Source organism: Paraburkholderia dipogonis, assembly GCF_046027395.1.
Classification (GTDB): domain Bacteria; phylum Pseudomonadota; class Gammaproteobacteria; order Burkholderiales; family Burkholderiaceae; genus Paraburkholderia; species Paraburkholderia dipogonis_A.
In genome coordinates this window covers 22,441-49,415 of record NZ_JAQQEG010000043.1, presented here as the reverse complement: position 1 = coordinate 49,415, position 26,975 = coordinate 22,441, and the positions used below count along the sequence as shown (strand labels likewise).

The 26,975-nt window shown below is 58.9% G+C and carries 26 protein-coding genes; 13 read left to right on the top strand and 13 right to left on the bottom strand.

Annotation, left to right across the window (positions count from 1 at the left end):
- The first annotated feature begins 200 nt into the window (after nt 1-200).
- The gene (locus tag PQR32_RS33840) at nt 201-1,337 is read left to right on the top strand and encodes a porin (protein ID WP_408237619.1); all 1,137 of its coding nucleotides are present in this window, start codon (nt 201-203) and stop codon (nt 1,335-1,337) included.
- Between the two features lie 95 nt (nt 1,338-1,432).
- Here PQR32_RS33840 and PQR32_RS33835 read toward each other — a convergent pair whose 3' ends face one another.
- The 10 genes from PQR32_RS33835 to PQR32_RS33790 form a co-directional block, all read right to left on the bottom strand.
- Nucleotides 1,433-2,128: a glutathione S-transferase family protein gene (locus PQR32_RS33835; RefSeq protein ID WP_408237616.1), complete on the bottom strand. Its 696-nt coding sequence runs from the start codon at nt 2,126-2,128 to the stop codon at nt 1,433-1,435.
- Nucleotides 2,129-2,406: 278 nt separating this feature from the next.
- Nucleotides 2,407-2,811: a heme-binding protein gene (locus PQR32_RS33830; RefSeq protein WP_408237613.1), complete on the bottom strand. Its 405-nt coding sequence runs from the start codon at nt 2,809-2,811 to the stop codon at nt 2,407-2,409.
- 42 nt (nt 2,812-2,853) lie between these two features.
- Nucleotides 2,854-4,071 (bottom strand): glycolate oxidase subunit GlcF, encoded by a 1,218-nt coding sequence (gene glcF / locus PQR32_RS33825; protein ID WP_408237610.1) that lies wholly within the window; start codon nt 4,069-4,071, stop codon nt 2,854-2,856.
- A gap of 15 nt (nt 4,072-4,086) precedes the next feature.
- Nucleotides 4,087-5,154 carry a glycolate oxidase subunit GlcE gene (gene glcE / locus PQR32_RS33820; protein WP_408237607.1) on the bottom strand — a complete coding sequence of 356 codons (1,068 nt, stop codon included), beginning with the start codon at nt 5,152-5,154 and terminating at the stop codon, nt 4,087-4,089.
- Nucleotides 5,154-6,653: a glycolate oxidase subunit GlcD gene (glcD, locus tag PQR32_RS33815; protein WP_408237604.1), complete on the bottom strand. Its 1,500-nt coding sequence runs from the start codon at nt 6,651-6,653 to the stop codon at nt 5,154-5,156. Before glcD ends, glcE begins: the two co-directional genes overlap by 1 nt.
- A gap of 73 nt (nt 6,654-6,726) precedes the next feature.
- Nucleotides 6,727-7,437: an enoyl-CoA hydratase/isomerase family protein gene (locus PQR32_RS33810; RefSeq protein ID WP_408237601.1), complete on the bottom strand. Its 711-nt coding sequence runs from the start codon at nt 7,435-7,437 to the stop codon at nt 6,727-6,729.
- 87 nt (nt 7,438-7,524) lie between these two features.
- Nucleotides 7,525-8,307, bottom strand: a complete 783-nt coding sequence (locus PQR32_RS33805; RefSeq protein ID WP_408237598.1) for an enoyl-CoA hydratase/isomerase family protein — start codon at nt 8,305-8,307, stop codon at nt 7,525-7,527.
- A gap of 49 nt (nt 8,308-8,356) precedes the next feature.
- Nucleotides 8,357-9,937: a class I adenylate-forming enzyme family protein gene (locus PQR32_RS33800; protein ID WP_408237595.1), complete on the bottom strand. Its 1,581-nt coding sequence runs from the start codon at nt 9,935-9,937 to the stop codon at nt 8,357-8,359.
- A 73-nt stretch (nt 9,938-10,010) separates the two neighbouring features.
- Nucleotides 10,011-10,805, bottom strand: coding sequence for an SDR family NAD(P)-dependent oxidoreductase (locus PQR32_RS33795; RefSeq protein ID WP_408237592.1), 795 nt, complete (start codon nt 10,803-10,805; stop codon nt 10,011-10,013).
- A 65-nt stretch (nt 10,806-10,870) separates the two neighbouring features.
- Nucleotides 10,871-11,824 (bottom strand): LysR family transcriptional regulator, encoded by a 954-nt coding sequence (locus PQR32_RS33790; protein WP_408237589.1) that lies wholly within the window; start codon nt 11,822-11,824, stop codon nt 10,871-10,873.
- 220 nt (nt 11,825-12,044) lie between these two features.
- On the opposite strand from PQR32_RS33790, the gene PQR32_RS33785 reads away from it, so the two are divergent.
- The 5 genes from PQR32_RS33785 to PQR32_RS33765 all read left to right on the top strand — a co-directional run bounded on the left by PQR32_RS33785 (nt 12,045) and on the right by PQR32_RS33765 (nt 16,964).
- Nucleotides 12,045-12,560, top strand: a complete 516-nt coding sequence (locus PQR32_RS33785; RefSeq protein ID WP_408237586.1) for a flavin reductase family protein — start codon at nt 12,045-12,047, stop codon at nt 12,558-12,560.
- A 158-nt stretch (nt 12,561-12,718) separates the two neighbouring features.
- Nucleotides 12,719-13,843 (top strand): LLM class flavin-dependent oxidoreductase, encoded by a 1,125-nt coding sequence (locus tag PQR32_RS33780; RefSeq protein ID WP_408237583.1) that lies wholly within the window; start codon nt 12,719-12,721, stop codon nt 13,841-13,843.
- 227 nt (nt 13,844-14,070) lie between these two features.
- Entirely contained in the window at nt 14,071-14,841 is a 771-nt protein-coding gene (locus PQR32_RS33775; RefSeq protein WP_408237580.1) for an enoyl-CoA hydratase, read from the top strand.
- Between the two features lie 35 nt (nt 14,842-14,876).
- Entirely contained in the window at nt 14,877-16,061 is a 1,185-nt protein-coding gene (gene bktB, locus PQR32_RS33770; RefSeq protein WP_408237578.1) for a beta-ketothiolase BktB, read from the top strand.
- A 48-nt stretch (nt 16,062-16,109) separates the two neighbouring features.
- Complete coding sequence (locus PQR32_RS33765) at nt 16,110-16,964, top strand: 3-hydroxybutyryl-CoA dehydrogenase (RefSeq protein ID WP_408237706.1); 855 nt, start codon at nt 16,110-16,112, stop codon at nt 16,962-16,964.
- A 78-nt stretch (nt 16,965-17,042) separates the two neighbouring features.
- Here PQR32_RS33765 and PQR32_RS33760 read toward each other — a convergent pair whose 3' ends face one another.
- On the bottom strand, nt 17,043-17,543 hold the full coding sequence (locus tag PQR32_RS33760; protein WP_408237575.1) for a 6,7-dimethyl-8-ribityllumazine synthase: 501 nt from the start codon (nt 17,541-17,543) through the stop codon (nt 17,043-17,045).
- A gap of 266 nt (nt 17,544-17,809) precedes the next feature.
- Between PQR32_RS33760 and PQR32_RS33755 the strand changes: the two genes are divergently transcribed.
- From PQR32_RS33755 to PQR32_RS33725, 7 genes are all read left to right on the top strand, one after another.
- The gene (locus PQR32_RS33755; protein ID WP_408237572.1) at nt 17,810-18,970 is read left to right on the top strand and encodes an acyl-CoA dehydrogenase family protein; all 1,161 of its coding nucleotides are present in this window, start codon (nt 17,810-17,812) and stop codon (nt 18,968-18,970) included.
- Between the two features lie 60 nt (nt 18,971-19,030).
- Nucleotides 19,031-20,188 (top strand): acyl-CoA dehydrogenase family protein, encoded by a 1,158-nt coding sequence (locus PQR32_RS33750; protein ID WP_408237569.1) that lies wholly within the window; start codon nt 19,031-19,033, stop codon nt 20,186-20,188.
- 119 nt (nt 20,189-20,307) lie between these two features.
- Nucleotides 20,308-20,967, top strand: a complete 660-nt coding sequence (locus tag PQR32_RS33745; protein WP_408237566.1) for a TetR/AcrR family transcriptional regulator — start codon at nt 20,308-20,310, stop codon at nt 20,965-20,967.
- 106 nt (nt 20,968-21,073) lie between these two features.
- Nucleotides 21,074-22,246, top strand: a complete 1,173-nt coding sequence (locus PQR32_RS33740; RefSeq protein WP_408237564.1) for an NADH:flavin oxidoreductase/NADH oxidase — start codon at nt 21,074-21,076, stop codon at nt 22,244-22,246.
- A complete protein-coding gene (locus PQR32_RS33735; protein ID WP_408237561.1) occupies nt 22,236-22,697 on the top strand; it encodes a PaaI family thioesterase in 462 nt (153 codons plus the stop codon). The genes PQR32_RS33740 and PQR32_RS33735 overlap by 11 nt, the downstream gene beginning before the upstream one ends.
- Nucleotides 22,698-22,739: 42 nt before the next feature.
- Nucleotides 22,740-23,489 carry an electron transfer flavoprotein subunit beta/FixA family protein gene (locus tag PQR32_RS33730; RefSeq protein WP_408237558.1) on the top strand — a complete coding sequence of 250 codons (750 nt, stop codon included), beginning with the start codon at nt 22,740-22,742 and terminating at the stop codon, nt 23,487-23,489.
- Nucleotides 23,490-23,511: 22 nt separating this feature from the next.
- Nucleotides 23,512-24,444 carry an electron transfer flavoprotein subunit alpha/FixB family protein gene (locus PQR32_RS33725; protein WP_408237555.1) on the top strand — a complete coding sequence of 311 codons (933 nt, stop codon included), beginning with the start codon at nt 23,512-23,514 and terminating at the stop codon, nt 24,442-24,444.
- Between the two features lie 142 nt (nt 24,445-24,586).
- On the opposite strand, the gene PQR32_RS33720 is transcribed toward PQR32_RS33725, so the two are convergent.
- Both PQR32_RS33720 and PQR32_RS33715 read right to left on the bottom strand, forming a co-directional pair.
- Nucleotides 24,587-25,762, bottom strand: coding sequence for an oxidoreductase (locus PQR32_RS33720; protein ID WP_408237552.1), 1,176 nt, complete (start codon nt 25,760-25,762; stop codon nt 24,587-24,589).
- Between the two features lie 587 nt (nt 25,763-26,349).
- Nucleotides 26,350-26,598 (bottom strand): DUF4148 domain-containing protein, encoded by a 249-nt coding sequence (locus tag PQR32_RS33715; protein WP_408237549.1) that lies wholly within the window; start codon nt 26,596-26,598, stop codon nt 26,350-26,352.
- Nucleotides 26,599-26,975: the final 377 nt, after the last annotated feature.

Genomic DNA, 26,975 nt, shown 5'->3' with positions numbered 1-26,975 from the left:
ACGCCGGCAACTCCCTTGTGTTGTTGCAAGGAAAGAAAATTGCGGCGAGATTATTTCAAGTTTAAATAGGATTGCTAAGTGAATTATTAGTGTAAGTAAAGGAGAATGGCCGATTTATCAGGTGTTGGCAGAACAACGAAAAAATTATAGCGGGCTGAAACGAAAGCTTGCTGCTCAAATCTATCAGGTTGGAGGCAGACGTGAAGAAAGCATTTTTTGCAGGTGCATCGTTGCTTTTCATGGCATCACAATCATTCGCACAGAGCAGCGTCGCACTGTACGGAATTATTGACGAAGGCTTCCAGTACACAAGCAACACGGGCGGGAAGAGCACATACCAGCTGGCTGATGGGTCAATGGCGGGAGACCGGTGGGGCCTGTTGGGAAGCGAGGACCTGGGAGGTGGCTGGCGCGCGGTGTTTCGACTTGAGAACGGGTTTAACCTGAATTCGGGCACCTTGGGTAACGCCGGACGGATGTTTGGCCGGCAGGCATACGTTGGCGTCGCAAGCAACTCACTCGGCACTGTGACGTTCGGCCGCCAGTATGACTCCTTCGTGGACTTCATTGCGCCGTTGACTTCGACGGGCGGATACGCTGGCTGGGCATTCACGCATCCATTTGACAACGACAATGCGGTCGACACTTTCAGGGTCAACAATTCCATCAAGTACACGAGTAACAACCTGAACGGATTGACATTTGGGGGGCTGTACGGGATGAGCAACCAGACGGGTGGGTTTGCCAACAACCGCGCCTACAGCCTTGGGGCTACATACTCCGCGGCGGCCTTGACTGTGGCTGCCGCCTATATGCGCATTGACAATCCCGGACAAAACGCCAGTGGGGCGCTCGCCAACGACGATACGAACTTCACTGCGCGCAAGCAGCAGGTATGGGGTGGCGCGCTTAAGTATGTATGGGCTTCGGCGAGCTTCGGTCTAATCTACACGCACACATCGCTCGACCAGCCCACCAGTTCCATTTACGCCGGGAATTTCAGTATCGTCCCAAGTTCGTTAAAGTTCGACAACATCGAAGCAAACATGCTGTACCAGTTCACGCCTGCGTTGTCGGCGCTATTGATGTACACCTACACGAACGCAACCTTTGACGCTTCCCAAGGAACGACAAAGCCGCACTGGCACGAGGCGGGTGTGATGGTCGACTATTATCTTTCGAAGCGGACTGACATCTACGCTCTCGGTACCTATCAACGCGTAGCCGGTGGCCTGACGGGGACCTTCCTCGACAATGCGAACATCACCGGCGGTGCGGGACCATCCAGTGGACGAAATCAGACCTTCGCTCGAATAGGCCTGAAGCATACGTTCTAACGAGGAGTCACGTACCGGCCTATTGACGCTTCCGCAAGGAAGTGTCGGTGGGGCGACCCGCGATGGTTCGTTTAGATGTTGAACATCGTAAATGTCTAATCGCCTGTGTTCACAAGCTTGAGCGCCTCGGCCGCGAGCTCGTCGGCGTCTCCCGCCTTACCCGTAATTTTCTCCCAACCCGACGGATTCGGCACAAGGACGCCGCGCTGTACAGCTGGGCGAGCCTCAACCATCGCAAGCCATCGTTGCAAGTTGGGGGACTCGTCGATTCCAACGCCACCCCAGTCGTGAATACGTACCCACGGGAAGGTCGCGATGTCGGCGATGGAATAGGGCCCGGCGATGAAGTCCCGGGTTGCCAACTGGTCGTCCAACACGCCGAACAACCGCTTGACTTCTGCGTGATAGCGGTTGATAGCGGGCTCGATTTTCTCGGGGAAGTAACGGTAGAACACATTTGCTTGCCCCATCATCGGCCCGATACCACTCATCTGAAACATTAGCCACTGGATGATGTGAATCCGTTCTTCAATGGTCTTGCCGAATAGCTTGCCGGTCTTCTCGGCCAGATGGATGAGGATGGCCCCAGAGTCGAAAATCGTCCGGTCATTGCATTCAGAATCGACGATGACAGGAATACGTCCATTCGGATTTAACCTGAGAAACTCTGGCAGTTTCTGTTCACCCTTTAGGATACTGACCTGATGGACGCTGTAGGGAAGTTCAAGCTCCTCAAGGGCTATGGAGACCTTCCAGCCGTTGGGGGTATCGGATGTGTAAGGTTCAATCATGGCAATGCCTGGCTATTTTTGGGTAAACGGGGCTCTAAAGCCTGTATGCCGATTTCCGGAGTGGCCAACTTGTAGTCGGCCGACCGGGGTGGCGGGTGAAGGAAGTATAGGAGGACAGGGCCGGGATAAATACAGCTGGAGGAGAGTCGCTGTCGAATAGCCGGCGCCAATGCGCGGGGGTTGGAGGAACCGCTCAGGCCGGCGGTGTTCCACGCCTGGTCGGGTTGAGCTCTCTCGTCAGGAGTTGGCCAGTCAAAGAGGCTTGAGCGGACTGAACGTCAACCGGAAATCGCTCCGGCGCCTGCCTTGGCAACCAGGGCATCCTGCGCGGCCTGCACGCCCGAGACCCCGACTGCGCCCACAACCTGGCCGTCGACGAGGACCGGCAAGCCACCTTCCAGGGCGCCAGACAGCGGTGCGCTCAGGAATGCCGTGCGGCCACCGTTAATCATGTCTTCATAGACTTTCGACTCCCGACGGCCCAACGCGGCTGTGCGTGCCTTTTCGGTGGCAATGTAGCCGCCAATCGGCGTGCACCCATCGAGCCGAAGCAACGCAAGCGGATGGCCACCATCGTCGACGACGGCGATGGCAACCTTCCAGTCGTTCCGCTCAGCCTCGGCGCGAGCTGCCTCAAGAATATGCTTGACCTCGGCAATGGTCAGTACGGATTTCGTGAGCATGAGAGTGTTCCTATAAGGGAGTGGGAATCGTGTGCAAATGACTTACGGAATCGCCTCTTCGACGAGTTCAATCCAGTGCTTGACTGGACGTGCGGAGCCACTCTGAAGATGGACCTGACAGCCGATGTTCGCAGTCACAATCTGGTCGGGGTTGCCGCTTCCAAGCGCTTTCAACTTGTTGTCGCGAAGCGTGGTCGCGAGTTCAGGCTGGGTTATTGAATAGGTGCCCGCGGAGCCGCAGCACAGATGCGAGTCCGGGACGGCAGTGGTCGTGAATCCGAGGCGCTGCAGTATTGCCTCGGCTGACCCATCCAGTTTCTGGGCATGCTGGAGTGTGCACGGGCAATGAAAGGCCACGCGCTTATTAGTTGCCGCGCGTAGCCGTTCAAGAGGTTCACCCACCAGAACCTCAACGAGGTCCCGTGTCAGTTCGCTGACGCGTTGCGCCTTGGCCCGATACAACGGGTCGTCGCGCAGGAGATGACCGTATTCCTTGACGAAGGCGCCGCACCCGCTCGCCGTCATGACGATTGCCTCTGCGCCGGCCTGAATCGCTGGCCACCATGCGTCGATGTTCCTGCGCGCCCGTGCAAGCCCGGCTTCCTGTGTGTTCAGGTGATAGTCCGTCGCGCCGCAGCAGCCTGCCTGTGGTGCCGCGGTTACACTGATGCCCAGTCTGTCCATTACGCGCGCCGCGGCAGCGTTGGTGTTGGGTGACAGGGTACGTTGAACACAGCCTTCGAGCATCAGTACCTTACGCGCGTGCTTCGATTTGGGGCGTTCCTTCGCGGCATCAATTCGTTCCGGAATTTTCGCCTGCATCGCCGCCGGCAACAGCGCGCGCGTCAGACGTCCGACGCCGAGTAAGGTCCGAAACACCTTTGGCCGGGGAATGACCTGGCGTAGTCCTGCTCGCAAGACTCGCTCCTGGAGCGGCCGGGTCACCCGGCGTTCGACTTCCGCGCGGCCCACATCGAGTAACGCGTGATAGTTCACGCCCGACGGACACGTTGTCTCGCAGTTGCGGCAGGTGAGGCATCGGTCCAGATGGCTCTGTGTCTTGCGAGTGACTTCCTCGCCTTCGAGGAGTTGCTTGATAAGGTAGATGCGCCCGCGCGGCCCGTCGAGTTCGTTGCCAAGTACCTGATAGGTTGGGCAGGTGGCATTGCAAAAACCGCAGTGAACGCAGGAGCGCAGAATGGACGCCGCTTCTTCTGCACGCGGCAGAGCCTGTGCGGCTGCACTAAGGTTGGTCTGCATCAGGTTGTCTGTCCTTCAGAGTGCCACGTACATACGCGCCGGATTGAAGATGCCGCGTGGGTCCAGCTGTCGCTTGATGCGCTGATGGAGGCGTAACGTGGCCTCGGGCATTGGATGGAATGGCTCAACGTCTGCCCGTTGCGAGAACAAGGTCGCATGACCGCCGAGCTGCTCGGCATCGGCGCGAATGACGGCGGCTGGTGCATCACTCTTCAACCAGCGCTGGGCGCCGCCCCAGTCAAGAAGCACGGAACCTGGAAGAGGGGTGAGCGGGGCGGTTTGCGGTACCGAAATCCGCCAGAGCGGGCGGCGGTCAGCAAAAAAGGGCAATTGCTGGTCGCGTAGCTCATCCCAGAATGCAGGCTCGAGGTATTCTCCGCCAATCTCCCGTACGGCATTCGCAACAAGTCCATTGCCGCCTTCCACCCGGACGTGCAGCCAGCTGTCCAGATGACTCGCACCTGTTACTGGCAGCCCAGCATCGCGCCATGCGCGCAGCTTCTTTGGGACTTCAGTAGCGGGGAGTTCGAGCAGCAGGCTGCGAGTGGCGCGAGGCTTCGGAAGCACCTTCATTGAGACTTCCGTCACGAGACCCAGACAACCGAAACTGCCGACGATGAGTCTCGAGACGTCATAGCCGGCCACATTCTTCATCACCTCGCCGCCAAATCGAAGGTGTTTCGCCTCTCCGGTGATGACGCGGCATCCGAGTACGAAATCGCGTGTCGCGCCAGCATAGGGTCGCCGGGGGCCGGACAGTCCAGTGGCGACCATGCCGCCGACCGTGGCCTTGCCGGCAAAAGAAGGGGGTTCCCACGGCAGCATTTGTCCATTTTCCGCCAGCAAGGCGTCGAGTTCAGCGACGGAGGTGCCGGCGCGGGCTGTGACGACCAGCTCTGTCGGGTCGTAGCTCACAATTCCGCGGTGCGTGCATGTATTCATGTCGATACCATCGACCATGCGACCGGGAAACGGTTTGCTATTGCCGCCACGAATACGAAGTGTTTTGCCGGTGCCAGCGGCCCAGGCGACTTCAGCGAGCAAACGCCGGCTGTCATCGAAGGAGCTATCATCGGGGTGCATCAGAATCGCTCCAGCTCAGGAAAAGGCACGGCGCCATGGTGAACGTGCATCGAGCCGAATTCGGCACAGCGATGCAGCGTAGGAATGTTCTTGCCGGGATTAAGAAGGCCACCGGAGTCGAACGCCGCCTTGATGGCGTGAAAAAGGGATAGCTCATCCGAATTGAACTGCGCACACATCTGGTTGATTTTCTCGCGACCAACTCCGTGCTCGCCGGTGATACTGCCGCCGACGGTTACGCAAAGCTCGAGGATGCGCGCGCCCAGCGCTTCAGCCAGGTCCATTTCCCCTGGCGTATTGGCATCGAAAAGAATGAGTGGATGCATGTTGCCGTCGCCAGCGTGAAAAACGTTGGCCACGCGCAAACCGTGCTCGACCGATAGGTCTTCGATGCCCTTGAGCACGCGGGGCAACTCCCGGCGCGGAATTGTGCCGTCCATGCAGTAGTAGTCGGGCGAGATGCGACCGACTGCCGGGAACGCATTTTTTCGACCGGCCCAGAATCGCTGACGTTCGGCTTCGCTCCCTGCAAGCCTCACATCGGTTGCGCCCACGTCCCGCAATAACGCGTCGACCATTGCGCAATCTTCGTCGACATCGCTTTCAGCGCCGTCGAGTTCGCACAGGAGAATGGCCTGCGCATCAACCGGGTAGCCGGCGTGAATGAAGTCTTCGGCCGCGCGAATGGCGAGGTTGTCCATCATCTCAAGGCCGCCGGGGATAATTCCTGCCCCGATGATTTCGGCGACCGCAGCGCCGGCCTTGCCGATATCGTCAAACGAAGCCAGCAAAACCTTTGCGCTCTTTGGCTTGACCAGAAGTTTGACGGTCACTTCCACGACGATGCCCAGCATGCCTTCCGAGCCCGTCATGAGGGCCAGCAGGTCGAACCCCGGCGAGTCGAGCGCATCCGAGCCGAAGGTGAGCCGCTCGCCTTCTATCGTGAGCACCTCGAGTTTCTGGATGTTATGTACCGTGAGCCCGTACTTGAGACAGTGCACGCCTCCGGCGTTCTCGGCTACGTTGCCGCCAATCGAGCAGGCTATTTGCGATGACGGGTCCGGTGCGTAGTACAGACCGAAGGGTGCGGCCGCCTGGGAGATGGCCAGGTTTCGCACCCCGGGCTGGACGCATGCCGTGCAAGCCTCAACGTCGACGTCAAGGATGCGATTGAACCTCGCCATCACTAGGAGAATGCCCTTCTCAAGTGGTAGTGCGCCTCCCGACAGGCCGGTGCCGGCGCCGCGCGCGACAATTGGGATGCTGCGCTCGTGAGCGAAGCGCAGAATTGCCTGCACCTGCTCGACGCGTTCGGGAAGCACGACCATCATCGGCGTCGTTCGGTAAGCAGAGAGGCCGTCGCATTCGTAAGGGCGCAGGTCCTCCAGCTCATGCAAAATATCCAAATTGGGCAGGAGAGAGCGAAGCTCTGCAACGGCACGCCTCTTGTCATAAGAGGTCATCGCGCCGTCGACTCTTTCGTCGTATCGGTAGGACATTTGGTATGTGCGATTGCTGGACGAAAAACTGGCGTAGCACAAGCTGCGCCTTGTTGCAGATGCGTTCGCTGTTTCAGCGGACGGCCGTCTTGCCCATCATTTCCGCGGCAAAATCCCGCTCGATGTCGTACGCGGTCCAAAGCGAATTTTGATCCTGATGGTTCATCACCGACCTGATTTGCTGACCAAGGGGATTCGCAAGGTTTTTACTGATATCGAGAGCCATCGCGATTGCCCGGTCGAGCACCGCCTGCGCATCCGCGGCAAGTTCCTGAACAAACCCCAAGTCGAAGGCGCGTTGTCCACTGATGGGCGAGCCCAGTAGGGTCATCGCCCGAGCCACGCCGTGAGGGAGGTGCTCCTTCACCATCGCGTAGCCACCGTAAGCTCCAACCTTGACCTCCGGAAGCGCCAGGCGCGTGTCGGCCGTCGAGAGGCGGATGTCGCACGCGCCGGCCAGAATCGTTCCGCTGCCCATGACAGCACCGTGTAGGGCCGCAATGGAAGGAAGAGGGCTCGACACAATCGCCTTCATCGCGTCGCGGACCATACCAATGCCGCGCATCGTCTCAGCGCAGGTAATGTTCTCGAACTCTCGAACGTCATTGCCTCCACAGAAATGCTTTTGCGGCAGGCCACTGAAGACGAGTGCTGTAGCCCCCTGCTTTTTTGCACTCGCGATGACGCCAGGCAGTTCACCCCAAGCGGCGAAGGACATTGCATTGACCGGGGGAGCGTCGAGGTGAATAACGGCGACGCCGTTAGCGAGTTCGAGTCGAAACATGGCGGGAGTCCTTGAGCATACTGATTGCTGAGAGCTTGACGCGGCCGCCCAGCCCGGCTGGCCGGGCAGCGTTGCGTTAGCTTGGTCTTAGTCCTTGCCGAAAACCGGCTTGCGCTTCTCGGCGAAGGCCTCGATGGCTTCGGCGTGGTCGGCGCTGAGGTTCGTGAGGCACTCGTAAGCGACACCGGCGTCCATGTGGCCGTGGGCGAGTTGGCGCAACGGGATGGTGTAACCCGCCTTTGTCCACCGGATTGCCTTGGTCGCGCCGTTACGCAGCTTGGCGACGATACTGTCCACCTTGGCATCCAGTTCGGCAGCCGGAACCACGTGGCCGATTGCCCCGAGACGCTGCGCCTCTGCGGCGCTCAGCAGATCACCGGTAAGCAGAAGTTCGCGGGCCTTGCCGAAGCCAATAATCTGCGGCCACAGGAAGCCGCCGCCGTCGGCCGCGTTCAGGCCGACGCGCACGTGCGGGTCACCGATACGTGCGGTGTCGTCAGCGACCGTGATGTCGCACAGAAGCGCGAGCGTGGCGCCGAGGCCAACGGCGTCGCCGTTGATGCGACCGACGATGGGGATTTCGCAATCGAGCATTGCGTAGACGATGCGCTTGGCTTCCCACGTGACGATTTCGAAGCTTTCCGGGTCACGCACAGCCGCGCGCATCCACTCGATATCGCCGCCGGCACAAAATGCGCGACCAGCACCCGTGAGCACGATGGCCGACAGGTCCCGCCGGGCACCAAGGTCAATGAAGATTTTCGACAGGTCCGTGTGCAGGTCGCCGTTGACCGCATTCAGTGCGTCCGGACGGTTGATGGTGACATAGGCGACGCGGTCGCGAACTTCAAGCAGCAATGCTTCAGACATGGCAATTCCTTTCTACAGTGACAAGTCGACTTACGGGTCGGGTTGGTGCTCAGGCAGGTACCTTCGCGGATGATGTCGATGAGGCAAGGCTGTCGCGGAGTTCGCGCTTGAGCACCTTGCCCATCGGGTTTTTCGGCAGCGCGTCCAGCACGTGCCACTGGCGTGGGCGCGCATAGTCGGCAAGCTGGCTGGCACAGTGGGCAGCAAGTGCCTCGATATCAAGCGTCTGTCCTGCCGCGGGTACCACGCAGGCGGCCACATCCTCGCCCAGCCCCTCGTGAGGTACCGCAATGACGGCCGCCTCGGCGATACCGGGAAAGCTGTACAAGGCGCTCTCTACCGCAGCCGATGAAATTTTGAGGCCACCGCGGTTGATGATGTCTTTCATTCGGTCGACGAAATGGAGTACGCCCTCGTCATCAAAGCGCCCGATGTCGCCCGTGTGGACCCAACCATCGACAAACGCTTCGCGAGTCGCGTCCGGATTGCCGAAGTAGCCGAGGGCCATTGACGGGCCACTGAACACGATTTCGCCCAGTTCCCCTTGCGGCACGGGTAGTCCGTCGCTCTCGACGAGGCGTACCGAGCACGTTGGCATGGGGAACCCAATCGCGCCTGCTTTGCGTGGCAGGAGGTGCGCGGGCAGATATGTTCCGGCGGGCCCTGTTTCCGTCATACCCCAGACATGAACCTGGTCCGCCCACGGAACACGGTTGGAAATCTTCTCGATGACTTCGGGTGGCATAACCGAGCCTCCGTAACCGAACCGGCGTACTCGCCGCAGGTCGTAGGTGTCCTGGAGGTATTCGTCGATAAGGAAGTGAATGATGGATGTGACGCCGTGGTAGACGGTCGTGCCCTCGGTCTCGATGAGACGAAGGCGTTCCGCGTTGGACAGGGGCACCTGCTCAAGCACGACGCAAGCGCCATTGACCCACGAGGACATGCACGCCATGCTCATGACCGAACTCGTGAAGAACGGCCACGCCCCCTGATACCGGTCCCCGCGCTCGAGCCCAACCGCGCCACCCATAGCCTGACCGGCGTGCAACATGCTGCGGTGGCTGTGCATAACAGCTTTAGCGCGGGCGGTAGTGCCCGAGGTGAACAGGAGACAGGCCAAGTCCGTATGAATGACTTCCACGGGCACGGCGTCGGCCACGAACGTGCGCTCAGGGTCCGGCCAGTACTGCGGAGATTCAGTCGGTGCGTCGAGCAGCATCAGGCTGGCTGCGGGATACAGTTCAGCAATCCTTGCAGCGGACTCCTGCATGCAGACCACGGCGACCGGTTCGGTCAGCGTCAGCGCGTGCCGGAGTTCTTCGTCGGAAGAGCGTGTGTTCAGCGGCACCACAACGGCGCCAATTTCCAGGCAACCCAGCGCGGTCAGTACGCATTCGCGGTTGGCGTAGTTGGTGAGAAACACAGCCACGCGGTCGCCGTGCCGCACGCCGCGGCGATAAAAGGCGCGCCCCATCATCTCCATCCGGTGGACCAGCTGGTCGTAGCTCAGACGGTCCCGATGGCCCTGCCATGAGTGACCGGAGAAGCCCGCGGCTTGCGGTATTTCCGCGGCACGCCGGCGAAGCAGCGCCGGGATGGTCAATCCGTGAAGCTCGTTGTAGCTCATGAATCACCTGCAATACGTTTTTCGGATTCCCCGACCGTGGACACAACGTCCGGGGCCGGGTGTTAGGCCACCTTCAGGCAACCGTGTCGACAACGCCGCCGTCCACGCGCAGGGCAGCACCTGTGGTTGCCGATGCCTGGGGCGACGAAAGATAGATGACCAGGTTGGCGACTTCTTCCATGCTCGCCGCGCGGCGGATGAGCGAGGTGGGGCGATGGGCAACGACAAACGCTGCCGCTGTCTCTTCCATCGAGAGCCCCGACTTCTCCTGTTCTTCCTTCAGGAGCGCCTGTAGACCGTCGGACAGCGTCGGACCCGGCAACACCGCGTTGACGGTGACGCCTGTGCCAGCCATGCGTTTTGCGAGACCGCGTGAGACCGTCAGGTTTGCTGTTTTCGTCGTGGCGTAGTGAAGCATGTCAACCGGAACGTTGAGCGCCGATTCCGACGAGATGAAGACGACGCGACCCCAGCCGCGCTCCGCCATGCCCTGAAGATAGGCGCGTGCGGTTCGCACGCCTCCCATCAGGTTGATTTCGTACATTCGAAGCCATACGTCGTCAGGTGTCTCGAAGAAGTCCTGCTGGCCATAGACGCCCGCATTATTGATAAGAATGTCGACCGCAGGCACCGCTGCCTTCAGTGCAGTTGCACCTTCAGCGGTCGCGACATTGGCAACAACGCCGCTGATTTCGGCAGCAGGCAGCTCCGCCTGAAGTTTTTCAATGGCTCGGTCGACCTCATCTTTCGTCAGCCCGTTCAGGACGACTGACGCGCCCGCGGTGGCGAGCCCGCGCGCAATGGCGAACCCGATTCCCTGGGCCGAGCCAGTAACCAGTGCCGTTTTCGAGGTTAGTTCAATTTTCATGAGTAGTACTCCTATATGTTGAATATGGTTTATTCAAACGTCTAGCCGGAGATATGTTTTTTAAACTAGAGAACCGAGTCGAGCAGGTGTGACGAGTGAGATGTAACGAGATGTCGGGCAGGTTCTTCCATCTGCTTGAAGTATTGAACAGTAAAATCGACGAAAGTCTTCACCCGTACCGTAAGACGCTTTGAGCCATCCGTTAGCAGGTGAAAACGTTGGGCTGGCAGGTGGTAGTCCTCCAGTACGGGAACGAGTCGCCCAGCCTTAACGTCAGCGCCGACTTCCCAGGCTCCTTTCCACAACACACCCAGGCCCGACACGGCCCATTGACGCAGCGCGTATCCGTCGTTGGTCATCCTGTTGCCCTTCACCTGCACCGAGGTTGAAAAGCCGTCCTGCATGAACCGCCAGCGGTCGAGCGGGAAGTCATCGCGCAGCAGAATCAAACAGTTGTGATTTCGCAGCTCATCGAGCGTACGGGGAGGACCGTGCCTATCGATGTAGTCAGGTGAGCAGCAAACGACTGGCCGGTCGTTGCCAAGCGGTCTGGCCACCATTGAGCTATCCGGAAGGTTTCCCCAGCGAAATGCAATGTCGAGACCGCGGTCGACAAAATTCAGCACCTGGTCGCTGAAGTTGATGCGAAAAATGACTCCCGGATTCTCAGCGATAAAGGCGTCAATCAATGGAGAGAGGTATTGCCGGCCGAGGTCGATGGGGCAAGTGATTCCGATTGTGCCCTGAAGGTCGGCGTGACCACCTTTAATCGCGCGGTCGAGCGATTCGACGTCGTCGATAATGCCCACCGAATTCTCAAACAGGTATTGGCCTTCGGGCGTTGTGCTCAACCCGCGGGTGCTCCGCTTGAGCAGAGGCGCCCCGTATTGCTCCTCCATGGCCTTAAGCCGGCCGCTCATGGCCGCAGGCGAAAGGCCTAGTTGCCGTCCTGCGGTTGAAAGTGACCCTGTCTGGACGACCAGACGGAAGAGTCGCATGTCCTGTATGCGGTCAGCCATGGTGCGTTTGTCTCAAGTGTCGTTTTAATTCTGATGGCTGATTTCGTGTTGATGTCAGCCCGGTACGAACCAGTATAGGCCGAAGTGGGTTCGCATTGACTGGTTCGGCTTTTCGGAAAAGGCGAAAAGTTATTTCGCCAAATCTGAATACGGATTTCGGTGTTTCCGGTGCTACTGTTCAACGACACAAGTGTGACAGTGAATCACGAAGGAGACACAGATGCACGCACATAACGCGGCGACTAATTCCCCGCCCGAGCTTGCTGCCGGATTCAAGTCCGCAATGAGTCGGGTCGCATCGTCAGTTACTCTCATCACCACCGTCGATAGCGACGATTATCCCCACGGTCTTGCGGCCACCGCGTTTTCATCGGTCTCGATGGAACCAGCCTCCGCATTGATTTGCGTGAATCGTTCGGCCAGCGCATCCCCGATTATCAAAAAAACCGGTCTTTTCTGCGTCAGTTTGCTTCAGACGGCACACGAGCAGATTAGTACGATTTTCAGTCGCTCTGACATGCGCACCCAACGATTTGTCGAAGGCGACTGGAAAACGGGCGTCAGAGGGATTCGCTATCTTGCGGACGCGCAAGCCGCGATTTTCTGCGAGGTCGCCCGCGAAATCGAACATGGCACCCACACCATCATCATCGGCAACGTAATCGATGTGGTTCTGCCTGATGTAAAGGAGCCTCTGGTGTACATAGGCGGGCGGTATCGCCGGCTTAACAGCTGAAGGTCAGTAATCAGAAGAGTAGTGCCCTTGGAGGGTAGCAGTTGCTGTTCACTCCGGTTCGGGGAATGGCAGTCGCCGCCTACTAAAGTGTGACCCGCCGATGAGCCGACCTTGCGATGCGCTGGCGGCTTATCAAGTAGAAGATTCAGGAGATGAAAATGAAACTTGGTATGTTCATGCAGCCGTTGCACCTTGCCGGCGCGCAATATCACGAGATGTACGACATGGATGTCGCGTGCGCGATTCACGCTGACAAGGTGGGTTTCGACGAGTTGTGGGTTGGCGAGCATACTTCGCAGCGCACCGAGCCGATTACCAACGCGCTGCAGTTCCTTTCAACGCTGATTCCCGTTACCGAGCGCATGAAGTTGTGCACGGGTGTCTTGAACTTGCCGCACCACCATCCGGCAAGAATCGCGGCCGATGCCGCAATGTTTGACCATATGTCGAAGGGCCGCTTCATCATGGGCATCGGTCCCGGTGGCCTCGCGTCCGACTTCGAGGTATTTGACAGCGACCACAAGGCAAGCGGTGCGATGCTGGCGTCCTGCTACGCAATGATTCGCGCCATCTGGAATACGGACGCACCGTATGACCTTGAGACGGCGCATCACAAGGTCAGCATCAAGAACACGGTGAACGAGGCTCTTGGTGTCGGGCTGATGCCCGTCCCGTACCAGAACCCGTTTCCACGGGTGGCGACCTCAGCAATGAGTAACTTCTCAAGCACGGCAAGACTGGCTGGTTCCAACGACTGGGACGTGATTTCGGCAAACTTCAATCTCCCTGCGACTGTGGCAACGCACTGGCAGTCGTACAGTGAAGGCGCGCAGGGCGCAGGGGTGAAGGCTGACCGTCGCAACTGGCGGGTCGCCCGCTCGGTCTTCGTCGCCGACTCCCAGGCGCAGGCCGACGAGTACCTGGCCCGGGAAACCAACGCACTCGCCAAATACTTCGATTTCATGGTCACCCACCTGAAGGCCATCGGCTACGCGAGCATCTTCAAGTCGCGCCCCGACATGACCGACGACGAGGTGAACATCGAGCATTGCATCCGCGAAATGGTCATTGCTGGCGACGCAAACTCGGTTGTTGACCAGCTGGTGGCATTCAGCGAGAAGACCGGCCCGTTCGGCACTCTCCTCACGACCTTCCATGAATGGGACGACGAGCCCCTTTGGCGCCGTTCGATGGAGCTGACGGCGACGCAGGTGATGCCAAAGCTGAGCGAATACATGGAGCCCCTACTGGCAGAGGCGCAACAGGTCGAGTACGCACAATAGGGATTTTTCGGTCGCGATAGCAAAGGGCATCCGTCGGCGCTGGTACGAACGTATCGAATTCCTGCGGTGCAATGCACAAACTCTGCGTGCTGCCCCGGAATGCTGAATCTCCAGATTTCTCAATTGAGATTCCGGATGAATCTCTGTGCTGGTTTCGCCGTTCGCGTGCATTCCAAGGGCACGCGAGCGGCTTTTTTATATGGTAAGGCTGGAGGCTCAAATCACCGATGCAAGACATACTTTTGAATCACGGTGCTGGCGTGCTGACCATCGCATTCAACCGCGCCGAGAAGAGAAACTCCTTTACTGCCGCGATGTACACGAACATGGTCGCTGCGCTGGAAAACGCAGCGGGTGACGACCAGGTTCGCGTTGTAGTCTTCCAAGGTAACGAGGAGGCGTTCTCGGCTGGCAATGATATCGACGAATTCATTTCTAACCCTCCTGTTGAGCCGGATGCGCCTGTCTGGAAATTCATCCGGGTGCTGAGGTCTTTCCCCAAGCCTGTTGTCGCGGCAGTCAACGGCGTGGTCGTTGGAATCGGAACCACCATGTTGCTGCACTGCGACATGGTCTATGCGGCGACCGACGCCCGATTTCGCGTGCCGTTTGTGAATCTCGGCGTGTGCCCTGAAGCCGGGTCAAGCCTTCTCCTGCAGAAGGTGTTTGGGTACAGGAACGCTGCTGAGGCCTTGCTGCTCGGAGGTCAGTTCAGCGCGGAAGAGGCACTCAAGGGCGGGCTGGTGACCCGCTTGCTACCTCCTGATGACGTGCTGGGTTACGCGCAGCAACAGGCAAGCAATCTTGCCGATAAGCCCATCTCGGCGCTGATGGAAACAAAGCGGCTCCTGAAAAGCCACGACGCTGAGTCGGTCAGCGTGCGAATCGAAGAAGAGACCGGCCTGTTTCAAAAGATGGTGACGCAGCCTGCAGCACGCGAGGCCTTCGCCGCCTTTGGTGAAAAGCGCAGACCCGATTTCAGGAAGGTCGGCCAATAAGGCGCGAATCACTTTTTATACCCGATGGAGTCGAAATGGAACGCGAAGTAGTTGTCGTAAGCGGCGTACGTACCGCTATTGGAACGTTTGGCGGTAGCCTGAAGGATATCGCGCCGACAGAGCTCGGCGCGCAGGTGGTGCGTGAAGCGCTGCGACGGGCCTCGGTCGGCGGTGAGGAGGTCGGACATGTTGTCTTCGGCAACGTCGTTCATACCGAGCCGAAGGATATGTATCTGGCGCGTGTGGCCGCAGTAAACGGCGGCGTGACGCAGGATGCGCCTGCGCTGACAGTGAACCGCCTGTGCGGCTCAGGTTTGCAGGCAATCATCTCCGCAGCGCAGGCAATCAAACTCGGCGACGCCGACATTGCTGTGGCCGGTGGTGCGGAAAATATGAGTCGCGCGCCGTACTCAGTCCCACAGGCGCGTTTTGGGGCGCGCATGGGAGATACGCAACTGGTGGATATGATGATTGGGGCGCTTAGCGACCCGTTCCATCGCATCCACATGGGCGTCACGGCGGAGAACGTGGCGCAGCAGTTCGGCATCACCCGGGAGCAGCAGGACGCGCTGGCCCTGGAATCTCATCGGCGCGCATCTCACGCCATCGAACAGGGGTATTTCAAGGAGCAGATTCTGCCCGTTGAAATAAGGAGCAAAAAAGGCCCGACATTGTTCGAAGTTGACGAGCACGTTCGTATGGCCCCCGCCCTGGACGACTTTGCAAAGCTTAAGCCGGTCTTCACGAAAGAGAACGGCACGGTGACCGCCGGCAACGCTTCCGGAATCAATGATGCCGCCGCAGCGCTGGTGCTGATGGAGCGCAAGGTCGCGGAGAACCGCGGCGCGAAGCCGCTCGGTCGGCTGGTTGCCTACGCACACGCAGGTGTGGACCCGAAAATCATGGGTATCGGCCCGGTGCCGGCCAGCCGTTCAGCGCTCGCACGCGCTGGCCTTTCCATCGACGACATGGACGTTATCGAGGCCAACGAGGCGTTTGCTGCCCAGGCATGTGCGGTCACACGGGAACTGGGACTGAACCCGGCAAAGGTCAACCCGAATGGGTCAGGGATTTCGCTTGGTCATCCGATTGGTGCGACGGGCGCCCTCATTACGGTTAAAGCGCTCTATGAATTGCAACGGACAGGCGGGCGGTATGCCTTGGTCACGATGTGTATCGGTGGCGGCCAGGGCATTGCGGCAATTTTCGAACGGATTTAAGGAGTAGTCGTGGGAACCCAGAATCAGGGCAGTACGCCGGTCGCCGCACTGGCAGTCAAGTCGGTCGGCATCGTTGGCTCCGGCACGATGGGGCAGGGAATTGCGCAGACGCTGAGCAGTTCCGGCATGCAGGTCGTGCTCACTGACATCTCGACCGCGGCGCTGGAAAAAGGAGTCGCAAAAATTGACGCTGCGCTTTCTCGCCTGGTCGAAAAGGGGAAGTTAGACGCTGCCGACAGGGATGCAGCGCTCGCGCGCATAACGACCTCGGCGGACTATTCAGCGCTCAGAGATGCTGATTTTGTCGTTGAAGCGGCGACGGAAAACGTGGACGCGAAAATTCGCATCTTTGAGCAGATTGTGCAGACGGTGTCGCAAGACATGGTCATCAGCTCAAACACGTCGTCGATTTCCATCACGCGACTTGCGGCACACGTCGGTGTTCCGTCGCGCGTGGTCGGCATGCACTTCTTCAACCCGGTTCCACTTATGCCGCTCGTCGAGGTTATCCGCGGGCTTCAAACGAGCGACGTCGCAGTGGAAACCGCGCGTCAGCTCGCCATCGCTGCGGGGAAGACACCCATCGTGGTCGCAAACTCTCCGGGCTTTGTGGTCAACCGCCTGCTGGTGCCCATGATTAACGAAGCGTTTTTCCTGCTCGGAGAAAGAGTGGCTACGGCCGAGGAAATCGATGCGGGTATGAAGCTGGGCGCGAACCACCCGCTTGGGCCGCTCGCGCTTGCAGACATGATTGGTCTGGATGTCTGCCTGTCGGTGATGGAAGTTTTCCATGCCGATTTCGGGGAACCCAAGTACCGTCCGAGCCCGCTGCTGCGCGAGATGGTGACCGCCGGCCGCCTGGGCCGTAAGACTGGACAGGGAGTCTATTCGTACGCGGCTTAGAACCTGCTGCTCGTGGATGAACAACGGCCCGCTGCATCGAGCGGCGGGCCCTGGATTTTCGGTCGGTCTTGCTGAGGCTCAAGCCGTTGCGAGCGACGCAATCTTGTTGACTGTCTGGACGCAGGCTTTCGCGACCTCTACCCCTTTGACCAAGAAATGGTCACGGAAGAACGTCACATGTTCTTCGGACGAGTGAAAGTTGTGCGGTGTAAGCACGGCAGAAAAGACCGGCGTACCGGTCTCGAGTTGAACCTGCATGAGTCCGTTGATGACTGCGGTCGAAACAAAATCGTGTCGGTAGATTCCGCCGTTGACTATGAGACCAGCGGCCACGATGCCGGCGTATTTTCCACTTTGAGCCAGCATCTTCACATGCAACGGGATTTCGAAGACGCCCGGCACCTCGTGGAAGTCGATGTCGTGTAGCGCGTAGTCTTGCGACTGCATGGTTTCGAGAAAGGCAGTCTTGCACCGGTCAACGATATCCCGATGCCAGCAAGCCTGGATAAACGCAATGCGGCTGCGCGGGCCTTCATCTGCCTTGTTGGACAGCGCGTATTGGGTATCAAAAGCGTTCATTGCGTAGGACCTTGGATAGAGCGAATACGCACGATGCTACCGCCGCGAAAGGCTCTTCGGCCTACGAATCACGTGAAGTCACTTTTCACATTATCTGAAAAATGCCAGCACCGTCTGGCGCTGTGCCGCCTGCACCGTGCGGATGGGACAAAAAAGACGTTTGAGTTTTGTGAGTGAATGATTGATTGTTCACAAAATGACTGTTGACTCATTATTCGCGCGGACATATCTTTCTCACATCCGCAGAACTGCAACCAGGAGAAAGTGTGGACTTCACTGAATCAGGCGAGATGCAACAACTTCGCGACACGCTGCGCCGCTTTGTCGAAAAAGAGATGCCCCGGGAAGCTGCGGCAAAGTGGGACCGGGAAAACGTGTTCCCGCGAGACGTCTTTGCCAAGCTCGCATCGCTCGGAGTATTGGGTCTGACCGTTCCGGAAGAATACGGTGGAGCGGGTCGCGACATTGTCGCGACGATGATGGTCATCGAAGAGTTGTCGCGTCGCAGCCTTGCCGTCTCGGTGCCGTACATCATGGCGGCCTGCTATGCCGGCATGAATCTGGTCGAGTGTGGCTCAGAGGAGCAGAAGCGGGAACTGTTGCCGAAAGTCGTCGACGGCAGTCTGCTCTTTGCGTATGGCTGGACGGAACCCGACATCGGTGCTGACCTCGCGAGCGTGAAGACCCGGGCAGAGCGGGTGGGTGACAAGGTCGTCATCAACGGAGCAAAGCGTTTCTGCTCCGGCGCGTCAGTATGCGATTACATCTTCACGCTGGTCCGCAGCGGCCCGGAGGGTGAGCGGCACCGCAATCTTTCCATGGTGCTGATTCCCCCGAACACTCCGGGAGTAACCATCACCGAAATCGACAGCCTCGGTATGAAAGGCGTGGGTACAACGGATGTCGTCTTTGACAACGTCGAAGTGCCAGCGTGGAACATTGTTGGCGGTGACGCGGGGTGGCATCAGGGGTGGTCGATGCTGGTTGGCTCCGGGCTCGATGTCGAGAAGCTGGAGGTCGCGGCAGTTGCCACCGGCGTTGCGACCGCGGCATTCGAAGACGCATGGGCATATGCGCACGAGCGCCGGCAGTTCGGCAAGTTGATTGGCGACTATCAGTCCATCAATCACAAGCTCGCGGACATGAAGACCAGCCTGCACGCTGCGCGGCTGATGCTCTATCACGCTTCGTCGATGGCAAACCGGCATGAACGGTGCGCGGTGGAGACCTCCATGACCAAACTGTTTGCCGCAGAAGCCGCGAAGGATATTGCGCTTGAGTGCCAGACGATTATGGGCGCCTATGGCTACGTGAAGGAGTTTGGTGCGGAGCGTTATGTCCGCGATGCGCTGCTGATTCCGATTATGGGTGGCTCATCGGCGATTCAGAGAAACAACATCTACAAGTGGACCAACGCTGGGCTCTAGGGCCTCGCACATCGCGTTGCTCTTCGGGTAGTAGTTCGAACAGTCAAGGATAACTTCATCGTGGATTTCAGAGAGCCAGACGATACTCGTCAGCTACGCGACACCCTTCGTCGATTCGTTGACAAGGAGATGCCGCGAGACCAGGTGGCGAAGTGGGATAAGGAAAACCGGTTTCCGCGCGAGGTGTTCGAGAAGCTTGCCGGGCTGGGTGTCCTCGGGCTGACGGTCCCGGAAGAGTACGGTGGTCTCGGTCGCAACATCCCTGGCGCGATGGTGGTCATCGAGGAACTCGCCCGAAGGAGCCTTGCCGTCGCGCTTCCGTATATCAACGCGGCCTGCTACGCGGGGATGAATATCGTCGAGTGCGGAACCCGGCAGCAGAAGGAGGAGATTCTGCCCCGGGTGGTCGATGGGTCCATGATATTCGCGTACGGATGGACCGAGCCGGATGTTGGCTCTGACCTGGCAAGTATGAGGACGAGGGCTGAGCGCCGGGGAGACACCATCGTCGTCAACGGGGCCAAGCGCTTCTGTTCCGGGGCAGGCGTGAGTGACTACATCTACGCCCTCGTGCGGACCGGACCAGAGGAAGAGCGCTACCGGAATCTGACGCTTCTCCTGATTCCGCCGACGCAGGCCGGTGTGACGATTGAGCAAATCAACGGCCTTGGTCTTAAGGGGTTCCCGACGACCGATGTGACGTTCCAAGATGTCGAGTTGCCACTGTCGAGCATCGTCGGGGGCGAGGAAAAGTGGAACGGAGCCTGGCCCATGGTGGTCGGTTCCGGTCTTGATGTCGAGAAGCTCGAAGTCGCGGCGATGGCAATCGGTATCGGTCAGGCCGCACTCGATGATGCCTGGACGTATGCGGGCGAGCGGCAGCAGTTCGGCAAGGCGATTGGGAACTATCAGTCTGTCCAGCACAAGCTGGCGGAAATGAAGACCCGCCTTCACGCGGCCCGCCTGATGCTTTATCACGCGGCGAGCCTCGCAGACCGGCATTTGCCGTGCACCGGCGAGACTTCGATGGCCAAGCTCTTTGCCACAGAAGCCGGCAAGGCGATTTCTCTCGAGTGTCAGACCATCTTCGGCGCGTATGGGTACGTCAAGGACTTCGACGTCGAGCGATACGTTCGCGACTCGCTTGCCCTGCCAATCATCGGCGGTTCGTCGGCTATCCAGCGTAACAACATCTACAAATGGATGAAGCGGCAATGAAGCAAGTGGCGGGGCACCGGTAATATCGTGTTTTCTGGGACCTGGGATGAGTATGACCAGAACCGTAAATCGCTGGGCGTCATCTTGCCCTTTGGCAGATGGCAGATAGCGGACACGACATGAACGAGGCAGCCGGTATGACTTCTGAAGTGACAGACAAGGACGTTCCTCGCCCGGCGGGCAAGGCAAGACGCTCTACCCGAGAGATGCGGGCTGAGGAACTGAGAAACAGGATATTTGCGTCGGCATCGACGGTTGTCGGGCGGCATGGCTACGCGGAAGCGTCCATCGGACGTATTACCGAGGAGGCAGGCATTGCCCAAGGCACCTTCTATCTGTATTTCGAATCGCGCCAGGCACTCTTTGATGTGCTGCTGCCCCACGTGGGCGTCGACATGCTCGCGTACATCAGCAAGAAGGTGCACGGGGCTGAGTCCTTTCTGGAGGTCGAAGAGCGGGGCTTCAGAGCCTTTTTCTCCTACCTGCGGACAAATCCCGGCTTCGTGCGCGTGCTGAACGAAGCCGAGGTTGCGGCGCCAATCGCCCACGCGGCGCATATGAAGTTGCTCACCGAACACTACGTGCATTCCCTTGAGCGCAGCGTGGCCAACGGTGAAATCAAGCGGTTTGACGGTAGGGAGCTCGAGGCGCTGGCCTACATCTTCCAGTCGGCCCGAAGTTATCTGTACATGAGATATGTAAAGGGACATGAGAAGTCGAAGCTGCCTGAGTGGGTAGTGGACACCTACATGAAGCTCGTACGGGATGGCCTGAAGTAAGGTTGCTCGTAGGCAGCGGACTTTGGGGTGTCAGGTTCGCCTCTGTTCTATCGCGTAACGCCGTTCGACCGTAGTTGCTGTTATTTTTTCTTTTGCGGAGTAAGCCTTGAATCCCAGACTGTTCTCTTCACTGACGCTGCGCTCGGTGTCCCTGCCCAATCGCATTGTCATCAGCCCGATGAGCACCTATTCGTCTGAAGACGGATTTGCCAACGACTGGCATCTCGTCAATTACGGCAAGTTTGCGCAGAGCGGTGCCGGGATGGTCATGGTCGAAACCGCAGCGGTTTCTCCTGATGGACGCGGTACATACGGAGACCTGGGGCTCTGGAGCGACGACCACGTCGCCCCACTGGCACGAGTCGCAGCTTTCATTCGTTCGCAAGGCTCCATCCCTGCATTGCAGATTGGCCACTCAGGCCGAAAGGGCAGCATGCAGCGCCCGTGGGAAGGCTACGGCACTCTGACCGACGCGGAGGCTGCGCGTGGCGAGCCCGCCTGGCAGACCGTCGCGCCTTCAGCCATTGCGGCTGCCGATGGCTGGCCCGAACCGATGGAGATGAGCCGGCGTGAACTGGAAGAGGTTGCGCTCGCATGGGAGGCTGCCGCCCGTCGCGCCGCTCGGACTGGCTTCGACGTCCTGGAAGTTCACTGCGCCCACGGTTACCTCCTGCACGAGTTTCTTTCCCCGGTGGCGAACCAGCGTACTGACGAATATGGCGGTGACGCAGCGCGCCGTATGGCCTATCCGCTCGAAATCGTTAAGCGGGTGCGTGCGGTCTGGCCGGCAGAGAAACCATTGATGTGCCGTGTTTCGTCGGTCGATGGCGCGGAGGGTGGCTATGACATCGAGGACACCGTGGCATTCGCGCGAGAGCTCAAGGCGCTGGGCGTTGATGTGGTTGACTGCTCGTCGGGTGGAATCTCCGGGTTCGCCACGGTCTCCAATCGCCTGCCGCGCACGTATGGGCACCAGGTGCCTTACGCTGCACGCGTGCGGGCAGGCGCCGGCATCTCGACGATGGCCGTTGGTCTCATCGTCAACGCGCAGCAGGCCGAGGAAGTGCTGGAAGGCGAGCAGGCGGACCTGATTGGCGTCGGACGGGAGGCGCTCTACAACCCGAACTGGGCGTTGCATGCGCGACACGAGCTGGGGCAGGAGTCCTTTGACGGATGGCCCGCTCCCTATGGCTGGTGGTTGGCAAAGCGTGCGCGACTGATTAAATCGATGGACGAGGCAGGCGTGCCACGGCCTGTGGGGCACCAGCATGTCTATTGAAATTGCAACGGACGAGCGGTCCGAACCTCAGGATGCGCAATGGGTCGTTCCGACAGGCTTTCGCCCTGTGCCAGCCGAAGGTTTCCTTGACACGGTTGGGCCCGTTTATATGCGGGAGGATGGGGCAGGCGGCTTGTGCATTGCCAGCAAGATGTCTGAGTGCCATCGTAACCAGGGAGGAAACGTTCACGGAGGAATGCTCGCAACGTTAGCTGACTATGCTATCGGCTTCAATCTCCTTCAAATCGGCGAGCGGCCAACGAGGTTTGGGACAGTAAGTCTGAATATGGATTTCATATCGAGCGGCCGAATCGGCGAATGGATTGAGGCGACGGTGACCATCGACAAGGCCGTCGGCCGCGTGAGGTTCGCGTCATGCGTGATTCGTGGGGAAGGCGGCCGGATAGTGCTAAGAGCCAGTGGGGTCTTTTCGGCTTCGGGGCCGACGTAACGATACCCGTCCGTTGAAAACAACTAGCAATGAGGTTTTGAATTGAAGGTTCTCGTTCCAGTGAAGAGAGTGGTCGACTACAACGTGAAAGTACGTGTCAAATCGGACGGGTCAGGCGTTGACCTCGCAAACGTCAAGATGTCGATGAATCCGTTTGACGAGATTGCTGTTGAGGAGGCGGTGCGCCTGAAGGAAGCTGGCATCGCGACAGAGGTCATAGCGGTCTCCGCCGGTGTCTCACAGGCGCAGGAGACGCTACGGACAGCCCTTGCGATTGGTGCGGACCGCGCCATCCTGATTGAATCCGGCGAGGAGCTGCAACCGCTCGCGGTGGCCAAGCTGCTCAAGGCGCTGGTCGACAAGGAGCAACCGCACCTCATCATCCTTGGCAAGCAGGCTATCGATGATGATTCGAACCAGACCGGGCAGATGCTGGCCGCGCTGGCCGGACTCCCTCAGGCTACGTTTGCCTCGAAGCTGACTGTGGCGGATGGCAAGGCAATGGTGTCCCGTGAAGTCGACGGTGGCGCCGAGACGCTCTCGTTGACACTGCCTGCCGTCGTGACGACGGACCTGCGACTCAACGAACCGCGATACGTGACGTTGCCCAACATCATGAAGGCGAAGAAGAAGCCTTTGGAAACGCTTAAGCCCGAGGAGCTGGGAGTCGATGTATCGCCGCGTCTTAAGACCCTCAAGGTCGGGGAGCCGCCGAAGCGCTCTGCGGGCGTGAAGGTCCCTGACGTGAAGGCGCTGGTCGAGAAGCTGAAGAACGAAGCCAAGGTGCTGTGAAGACATCCGGAGAAACAGGGAAATGACGATTCTGGTAATTGCCGAGCATGACAATTCGGCCCTTAAAGTTGCGACGCTGAACGCAGTTGCTGCCGCACAAGCGATAGGCGACGATGTTCACATCCTGGTCGCCGGCTTCAATGCGCACGGCGTAGCGGAGGCCGCCGCAAAGGTAGCCGGCGTAACGAGGGTCCTTCATGCTGATGCGCCGCATCTCGAAACCGGGCTCGCGGAGAACATGGCAGAGACCGTTCTCGCCATTGTTAGGGACTATTCGCACGTCCTCGCGGCGGCGACAGCGTCTGGCAAGAACGTCGCGCCGCGCATTGCCGCGAGACTCGATGTCGCACAAATCAGTGACATCATCGCGGTGGATAGCGCGGATACGTTTCAGCGGCCCATCTACGCAGGCAACGCCATCGCTACTGTGCAGTCTCCGGATGCTATCAAGGTCATCACCGTGCGCACGACGGGATTCGATGCTGTCGCCGTGGAAGGAGGGGAGGCAACCGTAGAGGCTATCGTTGCAGCGCCGGATGCCGGAACGTCGCAGTTTGTGAGCCGCGAGGTGACCAAACTCGACCGCCCCGAACTTACCTCCGCCACCACCATTGTGTCGGGCGGCCGCGGGCTTGGAAGTGGGGAGAATTACACGAAGGTACTTGAGCCGCTGGCAGACAAGCTTGGTGCAGCACTTGGTGCTTCACGAGCGGCAGTCGATGCAGGCTTCGTCCCCAACGACTATCAGGTTGGTCAGACTGGCAAGATAGTCGCGCCGCAGCTCTACGTTGCTGTCGGCATCTCGGGCGCCATCCAGCACCTGGCCGGGATGATAGATTCCAAGGTTATCGTAGCCATCAACAAGGACCCTGAGGCCCCTATCTTCAGCGTGGCTGACTACGGGGTTGTTGGGGACCTGTTCTCGGTGGTTCCAGAGCTGGCAGACACGCTCTGATAGCGCGGGCCTGGGCATACCCTCCGACAGGGGGCATGGCCTGGGCCATACGCCCTGTTTCTGTTCAAGCCGAACACAACCTCATCACGCACTGTCTGCAGACCAGGGCGAAGGCCTTAGACATGGCTGTATGTATTCAGCTTTAGATAAGTCCCTTCAACACTTCCGGGTTCCAGTTGTTCAACTGGTCAATGCGGCCTTCACGGACCTTGTTCGCCCAGTCCGGATTGACCAGCATGCCGCGCCCCACGGCAATCAGGTCGAAGTCGCCGCGGTCGACCAGTTGCAGCAGGTGGTCAAGCGAAGCGACATTGCTCCCCTCGCCCATAAGCGTATCGATATGCTCACCCGTCATGCCGATGGAGCCCACCGTAATGGTCGGTTTTCCGGAAAGCTTCTTCGTCCACGCGGCCAGGTTCTGGTCAGAGTTGAATTCCGTGTCCCAGAATCGACGTGTCGAGCAGTGAAAGACGTCGACGCCGGCTTCTGCCATAAGGCTGACAAACTGGTCGAGTTCGGCGGGCGTGTTGAAATTCTTTGCCTTGAAATCCTGCACCTTCCATTGCGAGATACGCAACGAGATGGCGAAGTCAGGGCCCGTCATGCGTCGGATTTCTGCAATGGCGTCAGCGGCGAGCCGCGCACGGTTGCGTAATGAACCGCCCCATTTGTCTTCACGTTTGTTCGTGCCGGGCCAAAAGAACTGGTCAAGCAGGTAGCCATGGGCCGCGTGGAGTTCAACGCCATCGAAGCCAACCATCTTCGCGTTGATAGCAGCCTTGCCATAGGCTTCGACGATGGAGTCCAGGTCGGCAGGCAGCGCCGGCTCGCCATCGAGCGTGGTCGGCTTGCCGATGCCGCCGAAGAGGCCAGACGGACCGACACGGCGCGGCGGTTTGTAGTCTGCACCCTTTGCTTCGTAGAGACCATCGACGGTGTGCTGCTTCATCTGGCCCACGTGCCAGAGCTGAGCGAGAATGGGTGTGCCTTCAGCATGCACTGCGTCCACGACCTTCTTCCAGCCGCCGAGCGCTTCCACGCCATACATGCGCGGAACATCCACTTCGTTGGCTGCTGCGTCGTGCGGAACCCATGTGCCTTCCGTGATGATGAGGCCAGCGCCACCGGCCGCCCGCTTGCGGTAATACTCGGCATTCGCGTCACCGGGAACACCCGACGGCGCCATGGTTCGAGTCATAGGCGACATGACGACACGGTTCTTTAAGGGTAGACCGCCAACTCGTACCGGCTCGAATAGCTTCGCGGTACGTTCAGCAGCGATAGCTTCTACCGGTTTGTTGGAGAGGTGTGTGTTCATGTGAATCTCCTGCATCGGAATCCAGCTTTTGTTTTAAAGGACACCCGACCACAACTGGGTGCAATGACGCTTTTCCGGCGATTCGACACCCAGAGAACCGCGAGGATGTATTCGCTCCCGACTGGTATAGCTGCGTCGAATCTGTTCTGTGCACGAGGTTGATGCGGTATCCCATGATGGCGATGCGCCAGAGAGAGCGAACGGCCCTTGCCGCGGTGAGCTGCGGAGGAACCGTTCGCGCTGCCTTAATACTGGCTTAGAACTTGATTGCAAAAAAGCCCTTGTCGGGAGACTCTCTGTCGCTTCGCAGGAGTCAATCCTCTATTGCAACGTTTAAGGTTTTCGTATAGCTGGACAAGGGAGGGGCGGGAACGAGACATCGGGGTGCATCATGTTCGCATGCGAATGTCCTTCGGCCCTGGAAGGTTTTGTGACGCGTAATGACCTCAAGGCGCCGACCCGTTCAATGGCCTGATGGCTTGAAATCGCAGTCATGCTCGAGGAGCATCACATCATTGCGATACTGTTTTGCTGACGCGCTGGAGTGAGCACTGATTTGCTTTGGTACTAGTCCTAACGCGCTCGATTCAAGGCGTTGTTGCTGCTGCCATACTGGCTGGACCCGTGGCGCGCTGCTCCAGCAGACGCTGTTGTGCAGCTTGCAGACCCCTCGGGTATTGAGTGCGCTCGGACCCGGGCTGGTACCCAACGCTGACAAGCTCTTCGAGCTCTGCGGTAACCTGCGCGCGTGTCTTCGGAGTTTGCTGCGCGGACACCGGTGCACAAAAAAAGACGGTTGCACTAGCCAATACCGCGCAGAGAGTCACTTTAAACATTTTTACCTATCGAATCGAAGTAAATACAGGGCGCGGCGAACGGGACGCCGCAGTCGTCTAATGCCGCGATTCAGCATCGTTTGGAAATCGACCGTGAAGTCTACGGGGCAGGTAATCGGGGACGAAAGTCTCTGGCGAGGGAAAACACAATTCCCCGTAGACGAATGGCAGCTAATGATTAGCGACATTTCGTTGTAAGCGAATAGGTGTGAGTCGGCTGCGCCGTCGCAAGAATTTCAATGTTCGTACAAGTTGTCGCACTACCGCTTTCCTCTGCTCACCAATTCACCTTGCACGAATAGAGTATTCGGGATATCTACGATTATCCTTGCCGCTGCGCGACCTGGACTGGACTTAGTCATATCCGGCTGGAGTCG